Annotated in this window: 17 protein-coding genes and 2 pseudogenes; 13 read left to right on the forward strand and 6 right to left on the reverse strand. The window is 67.2% G+C overall.

The genetic code is table 11. The features are described 5' to 3' along the window. The first annotated feature begins 83 nt into the window (after positions 1–83). The 7 genes from F817_RS0104535 to F817_RS0104565 all read left to right on the forward strand — a co-directional run bounded on the left by F817_RS0104535 (position 84) and on the right by F817_RS0104565 (position 7,720). Entirely contained in the window at positions 84–755 is a 672-nt protein-coding gene (locus F817_RS0104535) for a hypothetical protein (protein ID WP_024326541.1), read from the forward strand. 267 nt (positions 756–1,022) lie between these two features. Further along, positions 1,023–1,406, forward strand: coding sequence for a DUF6394 family protein (locus tag F817_RS0104540; protein ID WP_024326542.1), 384 nt, complete (start codon positions 1,023–1,025; stop codon positions 1,404–1,406). Between the two features lie 32 nt (positions 1,407–1,438). Next, the gene (locus F817_RS0104545; RefSeq protein WP_155988437.1) at positions 1,439–3,157 is read left to right on the forward strand and encodes a TrkA family potassium uptake protein; all 1,719 of its coding nucleotides are present in this window, start codon (positions 1,439–1,441) and stop codon (positions 3,155–3,157) included. Between the two features lie 169 nt (positions 3,158–3,326). Then, positions 3,327–3,557 carry a hypothetical protein gene (locus tag F817_RS14695; protein ID WP_155988438.1) on the forward strand — a complete coding sequence of 77 codons (231 nt, stop codon included), beginning with the start codon at positions 3,327–3,329 and terminating at the stop codon, positions 3,555–3,557. After that, the gene (locus F817_RS14085) at positions 3,551–4,516 is read left to right on the forward strand and encodes an MFS transporter (RefSeq protein ID WP_081644452.1); all 966 of its coding nucleotides are present in this window, start codon (positions 3,551–3,553) and stop codon (positions 4,514–4,516) included. Before F817_RS14695 ends, F817_RS14085 begins: the two co-directional genes overlap by 7 nt. 253 nt (positions 4,517–4,769) lie before the next feature. Next, entirely contained in the window at positions 4,770–6,881 is a 2,112-nt protein-coding gene (locus F817_RS0104560) for a molybdopterin-dependent oxidoreductase (protein ID WP_024326544.1), read from the forward strand. Then, positions 6,881–7,720, forward strand: a complete 840-nt coding sequence (locus F817_RS0104565; protein ID WP_024326545.1) for a hypothetical protein — start codon at positions 6,881–6,883, stop codon at positions 7,718–7,720. Before F817_RS0104560 ends, F817_RS0104565 begins: the two co-directional genes overlap by 1 nt. Positions 7,721–7,989: 269 nt before the next feature. Here the strand turns inward: F817_RS0104565 and F817_RS0104570 are convergent, their stop codons facing one another. Further along, positions 7,990–8,613, reverse strand: a complete 624-nt coding sequence (locus F817_RS0104570; protein WP_024326546.1) for a hypothetical protein — start codon at positions 8,611–8,613, stop codon at positions 7,990–7,992. Between the two features lie 1,189 nt (positions 8,614–9,802). Here F817_RS0104570 and F817_RS0104585 point away from each other — a divergent pair. Then, on the forward strand, positions 9,803–10,057 hold the full coding sequence (locus tag F817_RS0104585) for a YlcI/YnfO family protein (RefSeq protein WP_024326549.1): 255 nt from the start codon (positions 9,803–9,805) through the stop codon (positions 10,055–10,057). A gap of 22 nt (positions 10,058–10,079) precedes the next feature. After that, positions 10,080–10,379: a type II toxin-antitoxin system RelE/ParE family toxin gene (locus F817_RS0104590; protein ID WP_024326550.1), complete on the forward strand. Its 300-nt coding sequence runs from the start codon at positions 10,080–10,082 to the stop codon at positions 10,377–10,379. A gap of 110 nt (positions 10,380–10,489) precedes the next feature. On the opposite strand, the gene F817_RS0104595 is transcribed toward F817_RS0104590, so the two are convergent. Next, positions 10,490–11,236 (reverse strand): RES family NAD+ phosphorylase, encoded by a 747-nt coding sequence (locus tag F817_RS0104595; protein WP_024326551.1) that lies wholly within the window; start codon positions 11,234–11,236, stop codon positions 10,490–10,492. A 12-nt stretch (positions 11,237–11,248) separates the two neighbouring features. Beyond that, positions 11,249–11,608, reverse strand: coding sequence for an MbcA/ParS/Xre antitoxin family protein (locus F817_RS0104600; protein ID WP_024326552.1), 360 nt, complete (start codon positions 11,606–11,608; stop codon positions 11,249–11,251). Positions 11,609–11,833: 225 nt separating this feature from the next. On the opposite strand from F817_RS0104600, the gene F817_RS0104605 reads away from it, so the two are divergent. Then, positions 11,834–12,160, forward strand: coding sequence for a DUF3634 family protein (locus F817_RS0104605; protein WP_024326553.1), 327 nt, complete (start codon positions 11,834–11,836; stop codon positions 12,158–12,160). Further along, positions 12,157–12,474: pseudogene (locus F817_RS14090) on the forward strand (GIY-YIG nuclease family protein); the annotation flags it as partial. The gene F817_RS0104605 and the pseudogene F817_RS14090, both read left to right, overlap by 4 nt. Before the next feature lie 31 nt (positions 12,475–12,505). On the opposite strand, the pseudogene F817_RS13720 reads toward F817_RS14090, so the two are convergent. From F817_RS13720 to F817_RS0104620, 3 genes and pseudogenes are all read right to left on the reverse strand, one after another. Beyond that, a pseudogene (locus F817_RS13720) lies at positions 12,506–12,751 on the reverse strand (sodium:proline symporter); the annotation flags it as partial. A gap of 57 nt (positions 12,752–12,808) precedes the next feature. Further along, a complete protein-coding gene (locus tag F817_RS0104615; protein WP_024326555.1) occupies positions 12,809–13,462 on the reverse strand; it encodes a cupin domain-containing protein in 654 nt (217 codons plus the stop codon). 73 nt (positions 13,463–13,535) lie between these two features. After that, positions 13,536–14,105, reverse strand: coding sequence for a Spy/CpxP family protein refolding chaperone (locus tag F817_RS0104620; RefSeq protein WP_024326556.1), 570 nt, complete (start codon positions 14,103–14,105; stop codon positions 13,536–13,538). 123 nt (positions 14,106–14,228) lie between these two features. Between F817_RS0104620 and F817_RS0104625 the strand changes: the two genes are divergently transcribed. Beyond that, on the forward strand, positions 14,229–15,590 hold the full coding sequence (locus tag F817_RS0104625; protein WP_018938810.1) for a GntP family permease: 1,362 nt from the start codon (positions 14,229–14,231) through the stop codon (positions 15,588–15,590). Continuing rightward, positions 15,583–16,737, forward strand: coding sequence for a glycerate kinase (locus F817_RS0104630; protein WP_081644455.1), 1,155 nt, complete (start codon positions 15,583–15,585; stop codon positions 16,735–16,737). The genes F817_RS0104625 and F817_RS0104630 overlap by 8 nt, the downstream gene beginning before the upstream one ends. Positions 16,738–16,796 lie beyond the last annotated feature (59 nt).

Here is a 16,796-nt window from a genome sequence, read left to right on the forward strand (position 1 = left end):
GGACACGCAGCCCTGGATTATCCTTGGTCGGGATCTCGCGCGACACTCGAGGCGCGAACCAGGAAAAAGGGAAGACTGCGCGGATGGACGTCTTTTACAGCCGATTATCGGAGAAGATCAGCGACCTGATCCTCGCGGTGATCGCGCTTGGCTTGCTGGTCGTGTCGGTCGAATACGTGCAGTTCCTGACCGATCACCCGGGTACCTTCGCGGACCCTGAATTCTGGAAGCGCATCGCTCTGGCGCTTCTCGTGACGGTGTTTACCGCCTACAAGTTCGTGGCCTACTCGGCCTATTTCTGCGCGCCGGCCAACGCGGCCCGACTGGCGCAGCTGAGCCCGGTGCGCATGATCCTGATGTTCCTGTGCGACCTCGCCCAGGTGATGCTGGTGGCCTGGCTGTACGCGGTACTGTTGATCGGGCACCTGACGTCGCTCGGTGGGCGCGAGGGGGCGACCGAGGTGACACTGGGCGACAACATGATCCAGTTCCTCTTCCTGTTCATGGCGCTGTGGCATGTCGCGGTCTTTCTCTGGTACACGGTGGCCCGCGGAACCTGGCGCGACCGGGCCGTGCACGGCGGCTTCGCCGTGGCCTATCTGCTTGCGATCGGGATGCTGGCCCTGGCGGACGGCGTGCTCGCCAAACAATGGACCGACTGGATCGCGATCGCCTTCTACGGGGCCTGCGTGGTGTTGCTGTATCGGCTCAAGGCTATTCCGGACATCGCAAACGCCCTGCGCCGCAGCAGCTGAGGGAGATTTCGCAGGGCACTGGGTCAGATGTTTGCTCCTGCTTGACCTTGGATCAGCCACCGCCCTGGACATCCCAACCGATCGTCGTGGCCTTTGCGACCCCCGCAACAACACGCCCCTGGCGTATCGGCACGTGAGGACATCCGTCCCCGCCCTCGCCATCCGGGACGTGTTGGGCCATGCTCCATGCTGTGGGTGGATGAAGACGGGCCCCGTGTCGCGGCGCCGATCAGGCACCCGTCACCTCGAACGACAAGGAGCGTGCGCATGAACCTGGAGAAGGTGATCTTCGGCTTTTTCATCATCCTGGCGTTCACGCTGAACTTCGGGTTCTTTCTCGGCGAGATCGACAATCCGGCGCATCACAACGTCTACGAGCTGTTCGCGGCCATCGTGGTGAACATCATTGCGACGGCCCTGAAGCTGGGGGATCGGACGCAGACCGGGGCGCTGCTGCTGGCCAGCTCGCTGGTGGCGGTGCTGCAGCTGATCGCGGCCGCGGTGGTGTGGGGCTATGCCAGCCACGTGCATGCCGGAGGCATGGATGCGATGTTTATGGCCAGCATCGTTTCACTGGCGGGCGGGGCCATGGTGGCGAACCTGATCTCGGTGCTCCTGCTGATCGCGGATACGGTGGCCCTGCGCCGCTGACACCGGCCACGACTGCCGCCGAATCCCGCGCCGTGCCTGCCACCATCAACAAGGTGCTGTTCCTGTTCCTTCGGCGCATGCGGGCGCCCCTGCTCGCGCTGACGGCGGCCTATTCGATCTCCGTTCTCGGCCTGGTGCTGATCCCTGGCGTGGACGACCAGGGGGAACCCTGGCGCATGGATTTCTTCCATGCGTTCTACTTCGTCACCTACATGGCCACGACCATCGGCTTCGGCGAGATCCCCCACGCCTTCACCGAGGCGCAGAGGATGTGGACGGTATTTGCCGTGTACCTCTCGGTGGTCGCGTGGCTGTACGCCATCGGCAAGATCCTCGCGCTGATTCAGGACCCGGCCTTCCGTCTGGCGGTCAGCCAGCACGCGTTCGACCGCACCATCCGCAAGCTACAGCGGCCGTTTTTTATCGTCTGCGGATATGGCGACACGGGTGCCCTGGTGGTGCGTTCCCTGCTCGGGCGCAACGGCTTTGCCGTGGTGATCGATCAGAACCCGGACCGCATCAACGAACTGACCCTGGAGGATTACGCGCTGCAGATCCCCGGCCTGTGCGCGGACGCCAGTGTCGCCAACCGCCTGCTCGACGCCGGGCTGCTCAACCCGCGCTGCCGGGGGGTGGTGGCACTGACCAGCGACGACGCGGTGAATCTGCGCATCGCCATTGCCGCCAAGCTCCTGAACCCAGACCGCCCCGTCATCTGCCGCGCCGAGAGCCATGACACGGAGAAAAACATGGCCTCGTTCGGAACCGACCAGATCATCAACCCGTTCGACATCTTCGGCCAGCGGCTCGCGCTGGCACTGCATTCCCCCGCGCATCATCTACTGCACGAGTGGCTGGGGAACATCCCTGGAAGCCCGCTGCCGATGCCGATCGATCCGCCCTGCGGCCGCTGGATCCTGTGCGGCTTCGGACGCTTCGGCAAGGCCGTGCATGCCGGTCTGATCCAGGAAGGCGTGGACGTGACCCTGGTGGAGACGGATCCCGAAGGCGCGGACTGCCCGCCCGACTGCATACGGGGCCGCGGCACCGAGGCGGACACCCTGCACGAGGCCGGCATCGCGACCGCCTCCGGGATCGTGGCCGGCACCGGCCGCGACGACTATAACCTGTCCATCGTGATGACCGCGCGCGAGCTGAACCCGGAGCTGTTCATGGTCGGGCGCCAGAACCGCGAGAGCAGCTCATTGCTGTTCGCCGCCGCCGATCTGCCGCTGGTGATGCGCCATGACCGGGTGATCGCGGAGGCGATCCTGGCGCATCTCACCTCGCCGCTGTTGCCACGCTTCCTGGATTTGAGCCGCGAGCAGTCCACCGAATGGGCCAATGAGCGGGTCAGCGCCATCACGGCCGTGGTCGGGGACCGCGTACCGGCGATCTGGACCGAGCAACTGGACGAAGAACATGCCCCGGCTCTGCTCGCCCACCTGGAACAGGAGCCGGTCACCCTTGGCCAGCTGCTGCGCGCCGACCACCCTGAACGCCAGCGACATGCCTGCATCGCCCTCCTGCTGCGGCGCGAGGACGGCTCGCCGGACCTCCTGGCGCCCGATGACGAGACGCTCCTGCAGGCCGGCGACCAACTGCTGTTCTGTGGCCGCTTCGCGAGCGCCCTGACGATTGCCCATACCCTGCGCGACCCGCATGCCCTGCGCTACCTGCTCACCGGCGAGGACAGCCCCCAGGGCTGGTTCTGCCGCGCCCTGCGCGCCGCCCGCGGGCAACCCGCCTGAGAGACAGAATGATCCAGTCGGATGCGCTTGCCGGGCGCCAGCGTCTGGTCGCGATCCGGACCTGAAACCGGGGCCATGACAACGTTTCCATGCGGACAGGGTGTTCCGGCCCTGCGCTTGCCGGTGTCGTTATCATGGGCGGCTGTTTCGCACCGTCCGGGGTGGGTTCTTGCATCCATTGCTTCGCCATCCGCGCTTTCTCGGGGCCGGCTTTCTGCTGGTGGCGTTCTCCGTCGTCGGACAGACGTTCGTTCTGTCCCTGTTCGGGGGCGAGTGGCGCGAACTGTTCGACCTGACCCACGGGCAGCTGGGGCTGGCGTATTCGGTCGCCACGCTGGCCAGCGCACTACTGCTGATCAGCGCCGGGCGGCTGGTGGACCACCGCTTCGTGCCATGGTGACGTTCGTGCTACTGGGGGCGGCCGTGGGCAGCGCCGTGCTCGCATTCAGTCCGGGCGTGCCGGGGCTGGTGCTGGGGTTCTTCCTGCTGCGGTTTTTCGGCCAGGGGCTGATGACGCACACGGCCCAGACCGCAGTGGCGCGGGCGTTCACCACGCACCGGGGCAAGGCCATCAGCCTGGTGGTGGCCGGGTTGCCGGTGGCCGAGGCCGTGGTCCCGATCCTGGTGGTCGCAGGGGCGGCCGCCATCGGCTGGCGCTCGACCTGGGGCGTAATCGCGGCAATCCTGGTCGGGTTGACCGTGCTGGTGCTGATGCTCCTGGGGCGCTCGATCCCGCTGGCCCGGACGGACCCCGACGCCGGCGAAGGCGAGAGCCACTGGTCGCGTCGCGAGGTCCTGCGCGATCCGCGCTTCTACATGGTACTGCCGGCGCTGATGGGCGCACCGTTCATCATCACCGCGGTGTTCTTCCACCAGGTGCCGCTAGCGGAATCCAAGGACTGGACGCTTGCCTGGCTGGCCTCAAGCTTCGTGGCCTTTGCCGCCATGCACCTGCTGTCCTTGTTCGTGGCCGGCCCGCTGGTGGATCGGTTCGGCTCGCGGCGCCTGCTGCCGTGGCACCTCGCCCCGCTGATCCTGGCCCTGCTGGCGCTGAGTCTGCTGGAGGGCGTCTGGCTCGCGCCGGTGTACCTGGCGCTGGCCGGGCTCGGCATGGGGATCGCCAACACCCTGATGGGCGTGATCTGGGCGGAGCTCTACGGCACCACCCACCTCGGCGCCATCCGTGCCGTGGCCCAGTCCGTGATGATCTTCGCCACCGCCGCGGCACCCGTCGCGGCCGGCGCGCTGCTGGACCTGGCATGGTCCATGGAACACGTCGTGCTCGTACTCGCAGCCTATGCCGCAGCCGCCTCGATGCTCGCCCGGCGCGGGCTCCGCACCGCCACCGCAAGCCATTGAAACGCACCGAATCGCCGCACCACCGGGGGCAATCGCGTGGCCTGTCCTTCGGGAAACAGCGATCAGCACCTGCGTTCGCGGCGGCCTGAAGGACCCGCCGGAACACCCGCCGGCCTCGTATCAAGGTGGACGTTCAGCCAGCCTGCATAGAGGTGGCCCCGCGGTTCGAGGCGTTGTTCGTGAGGCGAAAGGCGTCCCGGCATAATCATTTGCCAGCAACCGGAACTGCCCGCGGAACAAGGAACATCGCCCGATGGCGAGCGTAAAAAGTACCTGTTACGAATGCGATGCCAACTGCGCCATCGACGTCACCCTGGACGCCGTCGGCGAGCCGGTCGCCATTGACGGCCCCGATTGCCCGCGCTGCTACGTCCAGCTCGACCGGCGCAACCACCCGGAGCGCTTGCTGTACCCGCTGCGGCGAACGGGCCCGCGCGGCAGCGGCCAGTTCGAGCGCATCTCCTGGGACGAGGCACTGGACACCATCGCCGAGCGCCTGCGCGCCACCCGCGAGGAACACGGGGCCCCGGCGGCGGCCTTCTTCGCCGGCTATACCAAGGAGGCCCGGCCGCAGCTCCAGCGCCTGGCACATGCCTTCGGCTCGCCCAACTACCTGACCGAGAGCGGCTGCTGCTTCTCCTCCACCAAGGTGGCGGAGGAGGTGACCTTCGGCACCAGGATCAAGACCTCATCCACCGTGGCCTCGGATGCGACGCGCTGCCTGCTGGTGTGGTCCACCAACCCGCGCGGTTCCATCCCGCCGTTTCACCAGCACCCCCTGGCTGAGGCCCGCCCCGGCTGCGCCACCGTGGTAGTGGACCCGCGGGTAACCCCGCTGGCGGAGCAGGCCGAGGTGCACCTGCAGATCCGCCCGGGTACCGATGGCGCACTGGCGCTGGGCATGCATTACCTGATCTTCGAAAACGGCTGGCAGGATCAGGCCTTCCTCGACGAATGGGGCAGCGGCGTGCAGGCCTTCCGCGACTACGTGGGCGAATTCCCGCCGGAGCGTGTCGCACAGATCTGCGGCATCGACGCGGCCGATCTGCGCCGCGCCGCCGAGCTCTATGGCGCCAACGCGCCGGCGCAGATCATGCTCTCGCCCACCGCCACCGTGCAGCATTCCAACGGCTTCCAGAACCACCGCGCGGTGATCCTGCTGGCCGCGGTGACCGGCAACATCGACCGCGAGGGCGGCAACCGCTTCTTCAACGACAAGGTCACACCCAGGCCCATCGACCTGTTCGACCACTGCAAGCAGAACCTCCCGCCGCGCATCGGCGACGAGACCTTTCCGGTGTGGACGGCCCACTGGCCGGCGGCACAAAGCATGCTGCTGCCGGATGCCATCCTCGAGGGGCAGCCACAGCCGGTCCGCGCCCTGCTGGCGATGGGCATCAACACCGCGATGTGGCCGAACTCAAAGCGCATGGAACAGGCGCTGGGCGCCCTGGATTTCTTCGCCGCGTCGGACTTCTTCCACAACCCGGCCACGCGCATGGCGGACATCGTGCTGCCGGCCGCCACCAGCCTGGAACGCGCGGCGCTGATCGCCTACCCCGGCTGCAACTTCCGCGGCGAACTGCGCTACCGCCACGCCGCCGTTGCCCCGCGCGGCGAGGCGCGCCCGGATGGCGAGGTATTCCTGGAGCTGGGCGTGCGCCTGGGGATGGCAGAGCCGTTCTGGAACGGCGACCTGGAGGCCAGCTGGGCCGAGGCCGCCGAGGGCATACCGGAGACCATCCGCGAACAGGTCTATAACGACCCGGACGGCGTCACCGTGTTCGCCAGGGCACTGGACGACATGCTTGCGCACGGCTTCGAGGAAGGCGACCGCCAGTACCGGATCGACGGGTTTCGCACGGTCAGCGGCAAGGTGGAGTTCGACGCCGCGGAACTGCGCGCGGCCGGGCACGACGGCCTGCCGGTCTACCGTGAACCGGCGGAGAGCCCGGTCTCCACGCCGGAGCTCGCCCGCGACTATCCGCTGGTATTGACCAGCGGCGCCCGCCACAAGCACGCCACCCACTCGCAGCACCAGCAGCTGGAGCGCATGCGCCGGGCGATGCCGGAGCCGCTGGTGGAGCTGCACCCGATGGATGCCGCCGCGCGCGGGATCGCCGACGGCGACACGGTGGAGGTGCGTTCGCCACGCGGGCGCGTGGCATTCGTGGCCAAGGTCACGGACCGCATCAAGCCCGGCGTGGCGCACTGCCAGCACGGCTGGAACCACGCCAACGTGAACGAGCTCACCGACGACCGCTCGCTGGACCCGATCAGCGGGTTTCCCGCGTTCAAGTCTCTACTGTGCGAGGTGGAGCGCCTGGCGGCGGGCCACGCAAAACGCCAAGCGGAGGCCGGGTAGTGCCGTTTGTCGGTGTCCTCCCCGAACGCGAGCATATCTTCCGGCCCGAGCCGTGCCGGGAGGTGGCCGTGTCCGACGTCGCCGCCTGGCGGCTCAATCCGGACCACCGGCATGTCTATGACAAACTGCATCTGGCCCTGGATGCCGGACTGACCGCCGCGCCCTGCGGCGTGGCACCTACGGACCTCGGCATCGCGGCGGACGCCGAGGTGTTCGTCAAGCCGGTCACCAACCTGGCCGGCATGGGGCTGAACGCACGCACCCTGCCGGCCGGCGACGTGCCGGCAGAGCCCGGCAGCTTCTGGTGCCAGCGCCTGCTGGGTACCCACACCAGCACCGACTGCCTGGTGGAGAACGGCGCGGCCCGCTGGTTTGCCCACACCCGCGGTTCGGAGGCGAAGGACGCCGCCCGCCCGATCTACTGGGAGATCGGCGCCGCCGCGCCCGAGATCGAACCCTGGATCGCCGACTGGGTACGCCGCAACCTGGCCGGCTACAGCGGCCTCTGCAACATCGAACTGATCGGCGGCCGGCCGATCGAGGCCCACCTGCGCGGCTCCAACGGCTTCTTCGACTTCTACGGCCCAGAGTTCATTTCAGCCTGGGTCGCGCTGGCCGACGGCGAGGCGTTCACCCCGCCCCCGCCCATCCCCGGTGGCTTCGTGATCTCGGTGTTCGGCGAGGCCGAACTGCGGGATGACGACTTCCGGGCCGCCGAGGCGGCCGGCGTGAACCTGCAGCCCGATCCCTCCACCCCGGGCCGCGCCGCCATCCTGCGCTGCCGTGACCGCGAGGCCGGCTTCGCCATCTACCGACGACTCACCGGGCACACGCTGTAGCCAAGGCGCACCGAGTGCCTCCCATGTGTGCGGGGATCCCAGGCGCCGGATCCAGTCCGAGCTTTTGCACCAACATTACGACCGCCCGGTGTTTGAGCACGCTCGACCGATTGCCGCGGCCTCTGCGAGGCCTCGCAATGACGGGTTCGGGTGCGAGTGTCAGGCGGGTGGCGGCAGACGGCTCGAGACAGGAACTGCGTCAGGGGGCAGTCGCGCAGGGAAGCGTCGCGGGGGGGGTGAGGAAACGGACCTCGGTGAGGGGCATGACGTCAGCAGCCGCCTCCGCCGCCACCACCTCCTGCACCACCGCCACCGCCCGAGGTAGTCACGCTCTCTTCAAGCCACATGGCCATGTGACAGGCAATGGCGATGGCGCCAAGCGGTCGTGGGTGATTGACCTCCACGAACCAGCCGCCAACCAGACTCGACTCGGCCTTGGGCTGGAATGTGGCAACCACCTCCTGGGCATCCCGGAGGGTGTAGGTGAAAAGGACGCGCCAGTCCGTCTTCTGACCACTTATGTGGTAATCCCTTTCGCGGTAACGGAACCGCCCGCTCAGGTTCTCGTCGTCAACGCTGGTTTCCTCGATCTGCGTCACTGTGCCCGCGCCGGCCCGCCAGACCCCCTGGCGCTGGGGCATCCCGAAAAAACGGATAGTTCGCTGGATCTGCTCCAGAAACCCCGCATCGGACGGGTCGGCCAGGCGCAGGCGCGTGGTTGCGAAATGCAGCTCCGGCTTGCCGAACCACGCCGCAAACCCACCGCTGGGCCGCCGTAGCCAGGCGACAGGCGTGCCAACCTGCTTCAATTCCGCGATATTGCGTCCGCCCCGGCCGAACAACGGCAGCCGCCGGAGCGGCGAGACCTTCACGAATTCCAGTTGCCCCTCCACCGGGGTGCCTTCTCCCCTGGGCGGCGAACCACCACTCCTCGCCCCCGCTTCCGGACTCGGCTCGGAGACGGGGGAAAGATCGTTCGGTTGCCATTGGGCCGCCGGCCCGAAACCACGCCTGGCCATGGTGGACTCATTCCTGGATCGCGGGGTGCATGCACGTTTGCGGGGAGTGTAGACCAGGCCCGGCGGCCGTGTCGGGTACGCAGAAAGAAGCCGGCTCGAGCAAAGTCGGTACGCCGAAAGGTCGATTCTTGTTCCGCCGCGAATGGCCCCGAGCCTGGCCTTGTCGTTCTCCACCCTCGCAGCCGGGCGGCGATCGGGGCGTATCCAACCGATTGCCGAGGCCTCTGCGCCGCCTCGCAATGACGTGGTGCTCCGTAGAAGGACAAAGGATGACAGGTCGGGAAACAGCAGCTAGATTGTGGGCGCGACCGATCAATGGGCTCGCGATGTTTCCAGGGAGGGAAACGATGAAGAAAGGATTCTCCTATTCTGTCCGCGAGGGGCATGTGCGCCCTGCCGCCCCATACCCCGTTACCCGCCCGCCACCTCGCCGGCTTCTCGCCGCCACGGCCGGGCTGTTCCTGCTGATATTCGGCCTCGCCAGCTCGGCAAGCGCCGACGAGCGGCCCGAGATCCTGAACATCCTGAGTCAGTTCGTCGCATCCAGTACGGCCGCAGCACGTGGACCGCGGAGATTCGCCTCGGATTTTGCCCGGTCGAACTGCACGAGCAAACGCAGAGTCGAGCCCCTTGGGGACCTCGATACCGAGGTCCCCAAGGGGCTCACACCCTACGACTCCTAACCGGGAGATCCGCAGATGGGTGCCATGGTGATCGGTCTTGTGGCGATGGCCACACTCATTCTCGGGACGGCCCTGATCATTGCTTGTTCCAGCCGAAGGGCCCGCTTTGGTACGCGCGCGTCTTATGCCACGCTAGCCCTGCTAGCGCCGGTCGCACTCATGGTTTTGGCTTTCTCATTCTTGCCGGAAACGGCACCACATTGGGTGAAGAATTCGGCCTTCCTGCTCGCCATCCTCAGCCCGTATCTTGTCCGAGCCCTTTTCGTATTCAGAGAATCAAGGCCGCGAGCGTAGAGCGAGGACGCATTGATCAAAATGCCCCTGTGGGAACTGTATTGCATATGCGATACATTGCTGAAAGGTTGAGCCGGAGACGGACCATGAAGAATGCGACGTTACCCGCCCTGCGGGTCAGTGTTGCGTTTCGCCACCAGGTCGAGCAGGCCCTGGGCAAGGAAGAAACGCTATCGGCGTTTATCGAGGATGCCGTGCGTCACGAGATTCACCGCCGCCAGGCGCACGCCGAATTTCTGGAGCGCGGGCTGGAATCGGCGCGAAACGCCCGGGAGACGGGTGTGTACTATCCGGCGCAATCGGTCCTGGACGAGCTCGACCAGATGTTGAGCACGAAATAGCCCGTCAACCGGAGGCTCAAGGATGAGTTATTCGGTCCGCTTTACGGCGCAGGCGCGCGACGACCTCATGCGGCTTGTCGCATTCCTGGCAGAACAGGATCCGACAGCCGCAAACCGCGCCCGCACGGCCATTGGGCAGGCCCTATCGCTACTGGAAACTTTCCCGCTGAGCTGCCGTACGCTGGACCCCGCCCATCCCCGCATCCGAGAGTTCCTGATCCCCTTTGGCCGTTCGGGCTACGTGGCCCTGTTCGAAATTGACGATGCCGAAAGGGTCACCCTCCTCGCGTTTCGCCAACAGCACGAAGACGACTACTTCTGACATTTTCCTGCCAGGCATACGCCATCGAGAGCATCGAGGCCCTGTGGGCGGGTCCGACCGATTGCCACGGCCTCTGCGAGGCCTCGCAATGGCCGGTGTGGGTACGGCTGTCAGGCGGGTAGCGGCAGCCGGCCCTGGTAGTGGAACTGGGTCAGGGGAAAGTCGTGCAGGGCGCCGTCGCGGGGCTTGAGGAAACGGACGTGGTCGGCGGTGAGCTGGCACAGCCAGGGATCCTGGCGCGTGGGTTTGTTGCGGGTAAACGGGCGCGCATTGAAGAGCCCGAGGTTCAGGCCGGCCTCGTGATCGCGTGCGGACGGGTATTCGAACAGGTCGATGCCGGCCTCGCGCAGCGCGGCGCCCAGGGCCTGGGTGGCCTGATAGTCGGCGGGATGACGCAACAGGTCCGCGTGTGCAGCGAACGGCGGTTGATGGAGCTGCAAGCCATTGGGGCTCTGGTAGCGTGCGGCGAACAACGTGTGCTGGGTATCGAGCTTGCGCGGTGGCGGGGTCGCCATGCCATGCCAGAACACAAACCGGTAGTAGGCCGCCTCGGCGAGGACCGTGCGCTCGCGCAGGGCGCCGTAGAACAGGCTGGGTTCGTGGCGACGGCCGAAGCGCGATCCGTGACGTAGCGGCGGGTAGCGAAACGGCGTCGCCAGCAGGTAGTGCAGCCGTTCCGTACCCGGGCGCCGGGGCGGCTTGGTGGCCTCCAGCATCTCTTCCAGAACGGCCTGGCGGTCGAGCGAGCTGACAATCTGGTTGGTGGCAACCTGCTCCTGGCTCTCCACCAGGCGCAGGACCTCCCCTCTCAGCGTGACACGCGGCGCCGCTTCGACCAGGGCATCCCAGTCCGACATGTCAGGTTGCCCTCATAGCTTGCCGCGGATCGCGTCAAGATACTCCAGCACGCCCACCAGGCCCTGCACCGTGCGGATCTGCTCGGCGGGCACGCCGCCGATGTGGTGGTTGTGCGTCTGCATCCAGTGTTTCATCGCACTGGCATCCCCGCCGGTCAGGACGTACAGGGCGCGATAGCAGCGAATCAGCAACAGCGCCAGCTCACCCGGCTTGCTGGCCGGGTCGACGTTGCCCCGGCTGATGTCCGTACGCCCGCGTCCGATCACCTCTCCCAGCTCCGCCTGGGTCAGGCCCAGCGCCTTGCCGGCATTGACCAGCGCCTCGCGCAGGACATCCGCGCGTTCCGCGGCCAGGCCTTCTGTAGCGCTCATGACGCCTCTCCAAACAGCTCCATATGACACATCGTACCAACGGATGTGCCGATAGCACATTCTTTAAGCATATCGGTTCAGGCCATTCCATTGCGGACAAAGTCCCTTCTGTCGGGCCCGAGTGGACACGATGGAATCGCAAACCGGGGCTGGAGTGCTACGATCGGCCCAGCCCATTGCCCCACGGCCCGAATCCTTCGGGCCCATCCCGCTGGAGGGAACGCCATGCTGATCTCGCTGCTGTTGATGATTGCGTTGCTTCTGGTCGCGGGCGCCCTGCTGATCTGGCAGGTCAGCATCATCTTCAGCATCGAGATCGAGGACGGACACCCGCGGGTCCGCCGCGGTGATCCGCCAAAGACGTTCCAGCACACGGTGCGGGATGTGGCGCGACGCTACGCTATCCAGAAGGGCCGGCTGACCGCGATCCGCCGCCAGGAGGGGCTGCGCCTGCGCGGATCGTCCTCGATCCCGAAGGAGGCCCACGCTGAACTGCAGGCCGCGCTGCAGCGCATCAAGGTAGGCCAGAAGCGCCGCAAGAAACGCCGATGACCCCGGCCCGCGCGGCACAAGCCGTGGTGCCGAATCCTGCCGCGGCCGTGTCCGGGCCGCGTGACGGGACCTGGTACGTCTATCTGCTGGAATGCCAGGGTGGGCGCATCTATACCGGAATCACGCCGCACCTGGCGGCGCGCATGGCTGCCCACGCTGCCGGGCGCGGGGCCCGGTTCACCCGCATGCACAAACCCGTACAGCTACTGGCGGCCCGCGGCTTCGCCTCGCGCAACGAGGCCCTGCGCGAGGAACACCGGGTCAAACAGACCTCGCCGCGTACCAAGCGTTCGCTGGCCCGCCAGTGGGCCCGCGACGCCGTCGTTGACCGGTGCTCCACCGCGGTCAGTCCGCGGGGCGCCGCCGGGACGCCTGGAACGGGCGCTGCACCAACTCCGACGGCCCGCCCGTCAGCAGGCTGACAACGACGATGGCTACGGTGGCCAAGAGGAATCCGGGCAGGAGTTCGTAGACGTCGAACAGCCCGCCCTCGGCCAGGTTCCAGAGGATCACCGTGGCTGCGCCGACCACGATCCCCGCCAGCGCCCCATTGCGCGTCATTCGCGACCGGTACAGCGCCAGAAAGAGGATCGCTGTACCCGACCCCGGCGCCTTAGCCTGTCGAAGCGCAGACCCGGGCACAGGGCGTCACAGGTGACCGGTCTTCACATAGATCAGCGTCTCCTCCTCCACCCAGGGATCGTGCTGACTCGAATGCGGGCTGCGGATCCACGTGCCGGCGGGATAGCGTCCGTGCTCGTCGATGAACTCACCGGACAGCACGAGGATCTCCTCGCCGCCCCAGTGCCGGTGGGCCTGGAAATGCTCGCCGGCCGGCCAGTGCACCAGTGCGGTGTGCTCGGCACCGAAGCTGTGCAGATGCAGGACGCGCAAGCCGCCGATGCCCGGCTGGAAGGGCGCCGAGTGGGTATCCACCACCACCTTCTCGCGGTCCTCGGGCGCGAACTGCTCCAGCTTCACGAACAACGTGCAGCCGGGATCCGAGTGCGGCGTGTGGCGGGAACCCGGCGGGTTGCGCAGGTAGGTGCCAGCGGGATAGTCACCGGCTTCGTCGGAGAACACGCCGTCCAGTACCAGGATCTCCTCGCCCAGCGCATGCGTGTGTGGCGGGAAGCGGGCTCCGGGCTGGAACTGCACGATGCTGGTGGCGCGGCCCGCTTCCGCCTGTTCGCGCTCCAGCGGCTTGCGCACCACGCCGTCGGCACGGCTGCCGCTCCAGGGCTGCGCCGACGTCTCCACGACCACCGGCCGGTTCAGATCCAGGTTCAGGGCTCCCGTCATGCGCGCTCCGATCGTCTTTTCAATCGAACACAGCCCCGGCCGGTTAGTTCCTTTCCAGCAAGGGCACGGGCGTTCAGTGGTGGTGACCTTCGTGGCCGTGATGCTCAGCCCCCGGGTGGTTTTCCGCCTCGCCGTGATAACCGCGGGCCTGCCGATAGCGCGCTTTCTGCTCCTCGCTGAGCAACGCATCCATCTTCAGATGGTAGGACAGGTGCAGGTGGCGCAGGCGGCCACGCAACTCGCCGATCTCGACCGTGACCGTCTCGATGGTATCGCTGGAGATCCCGCCCTCCGCGAAGCGCGCGTCCAGTTCCCTTTCGCGCTCCACGATGCGCCGGCCCAATTCGCGCGCCTGCTCCCGCATGGTCTCGAACAGCCGCTCGGTCTCGCGGTGCTGGTCGGTCGTCAGGCCCAGCTCCCCGGCCACCTCCAGCACATGCAGCGGGCCCGGATAGCCGTGCAGCTCGGCCGGCAGCGCCATCCCCATGCCGCGCCCTTCCAGGAGGTCTTCGGTCTCCTGCGCGGAGAGCGCCTTGATTTCGCGTTCCTGCAACCCGGAATACGGATTTGTCGCGGCCGATGCGGACATCACCAGTGCAAGGCTCGCGCCCACCAACCCCAAAAACGCGATAACACGATGCATGAAGGAATCCCCTGGCAAGAAATGGCGTCTGGATTGTAGTGCCCGGTCGATCATGGGACACCGAATCGTTCGCGGACGTCTAGACTCCGGATCGATACTCATAAAAAGGCAAAAGGACGCGACATGCTGATTATCGGATTGATTGTGGTCGTCGCCGCGCTGGTGTTCGCCACCGCGAAACTGCGCGTACATCCGTTCCTCGCCCTGCTGATCGCCGCCTTCGCGATGGCACTCATCGGCGGTATCGCGCCGCGCGAGGCGATCAGCGTCATCAACGACGGCTTCGGCAGCACCCTGGGCTACATCGGCATCGTGATCGCCCTGGGCACGATCATCGGGGTCATCCTCGACCGCACCGGAGCGGCCGTGGTGATGGCGGAGGCGATCATCCGCGCGCTGTCCGACCGCTTCCCCACCCTGACGGTCTCGATCATCGGCTACATCGTGTCCATCCCGGTGTTCTGCGACTCCGGCTACGTGATCCTGAACTCGCTGAAGAACGCGCTGGCCAAGACCGCCGGCATCTCGGTGGTGGCCATGAGTGTCGCGCTGGCCACCGGGCTGTTCGCCACGCACAACTTCGTGCCGCCCACCCCCGGCCCGATCGCGGCCGCCAGCAACATCGGCATCGCCGATGCCCTGGGCCTGGTGATCCTGGTCGGGCTGTTCGTCTCGGCCGTAGCGGCCGCGGTGGGCTGGCTGTGGGCCAGCCGCTACGCGCATGCCAATGACGAAGAGCTGCTGGAACCGGACCCGATCAGCGAGGCCACCGGGCAGGAGGTCGAGAGGGAAGAGATCAAGCTGGAGCACCGCCCGACCACGCTGGGCGCGTTCATGCCCATCCTGGCGCCGATCGTGCTGATCTCCATCGGCTCCGTCGCCTTGCTGGCCACCCGCGACACCGAGGCCGGGATATTCGCCAGCGCACTGATCTTCCTCGGCACCCCGGTCGTGGCGCTGGCCATCGGCGTGATCTTCGCGCTGCTGCTGATCAAGGGCGCCGGCATCAAGGATCGGTTCCACCAGATGACGGTGGACGCCATCCTGCTCGCGGCCCCGATCATCCTGATCACCGGGGCCGGGGGCGCCTTCGGCAACGTGCTGCGCGAGACCCCGATCGGCGATCAGCTGGGTGACCTGCTGAGCGGCCTGGGTCTGGGCCTGCTGGTGCCGTTCCTGATCGCGGCGGCGCTGAAGTCCGCCCAGGGGTCGTCAACCGTGGCGCTGGTCACCGCCTCCAGCATGATCGCGCCGATGCTGGCCTCGCTGGGGCTGGACTCGACCATGGGCATGGTGCTGGCCGTGATGGCCGTGGGTGCCGGTGCGATGACCGTCTCGCACGCCAACGACAGCTTTTTCTGGGTGGTCACCCAGTTCAGCCGCATGAAGGTGTCCACCGCGTACAAGGTTTTCACCACCGCCACGTTGCTACAGGGCATCAGCGCGATGATCACCATCTACATCCTGGGCCTGATCTTTGTCTGAACGACTCCGGGTCGTCGTTTGCCCGGACAGCTACAAGGGCAGCCTGGAGGCCGAGGACGTGGCCGCCGCCATGGCCCGCGGGGTGCACGCCGCCCGACCGGATGCCCGGGTACGCTCCCTGCCCATGGCGGATGGCGGCGAGGGCACGGCCCGACTCGTCAGCCACACCCTTGGCTGGGCCTGGCACCTGTCGGATGTGACCGACCCCACCGGCGCCCACCTGAGCGCCGGATGGGGTTGTGACCACCACGAGCAACGGGCGGTCATTGATGTCGCCTCCGCCTGCGGGCTGGACCGGATCCCCGACGACCGGCACGACCCCTGGCAGCTCCACAGCTTCGGCGTCGGCGAACTGATGCTTGCGGCCCTGGACGCCGGCGCCGAACACCTGCTGATCGGCCTCGGCGGCAGCGGCACGGTGGATGGCGGCGCGGGCATGCTGGCCGCCCTGGGCGTACGCTTCCTGGATGCCGAGGGGCACGCGCTTGCGCCCCACCCGGCCGGCCTGGCCGATCTCGTGCGGGTCGATTTCGACGCACTGGACCCACGCCTGGCCCGCATCGACATCACCGTAGTGAACGACGTGGACAACCCCCTGACCGGGTCGGATGGCGCGGCGGCGATATTCGGCCCGCAAAAGGGCCTGAAGGCGGCCGACATCCCGGCGATGGATGGGCACATGGAGCACCTGGCGCGTTGCATTGATGCCGCCGGGCACCTCCAACGTCCCACCGACACCCCGGGTGCCGGCGCCGCCGGTGGGCTCGGGTTCGCACTGGACTGCGTCCTCGGCGGCAGCGCGCGCATGGGCGCGGGCTACCTGGCCGAACTGATCGGGCTGGACGCCGCAATCCGCGAGGCCGATCTGGTCATCACCGGCGAGGGCCAGCTGGACGGCCAGACCTCGCACGGCAAGGTGGTCGCCGAGGTGGTACGCCGCGCGCGGGACCTGCAGGTCCCCGTGGTGGCGATCGCCGGCTCCATCGCCTGCGACGAGGCCGAGATCGCCGACTTCGGCCTGAGCGACGCCCGCGCCCTGTGCGACGGCAGCATCACCCTGGACCAGGCCCTGGCCCGCCCCGCACACTACATCGCCGAGCGCACCCGTGCCCTGATCGAGGCGGCCGAACCGGGTGTCCGACCGTGAATCAGCGGAATGCTCCCGCCTGAAAGGAACGTGTTCGGTTGATCCGGGTCCGATTCGCG

The sequence above is a fragment of the Thioalkalivibrio sp. AKL19 genome, from assembly GCF_000420165.1.
Classification (GTDB): Bacteria; Pseudomonadota; Gammaproteobacteria; order Ectothiorhodospirales; family Ectothiorhodospiraceae; genus Thioalkalivibrio.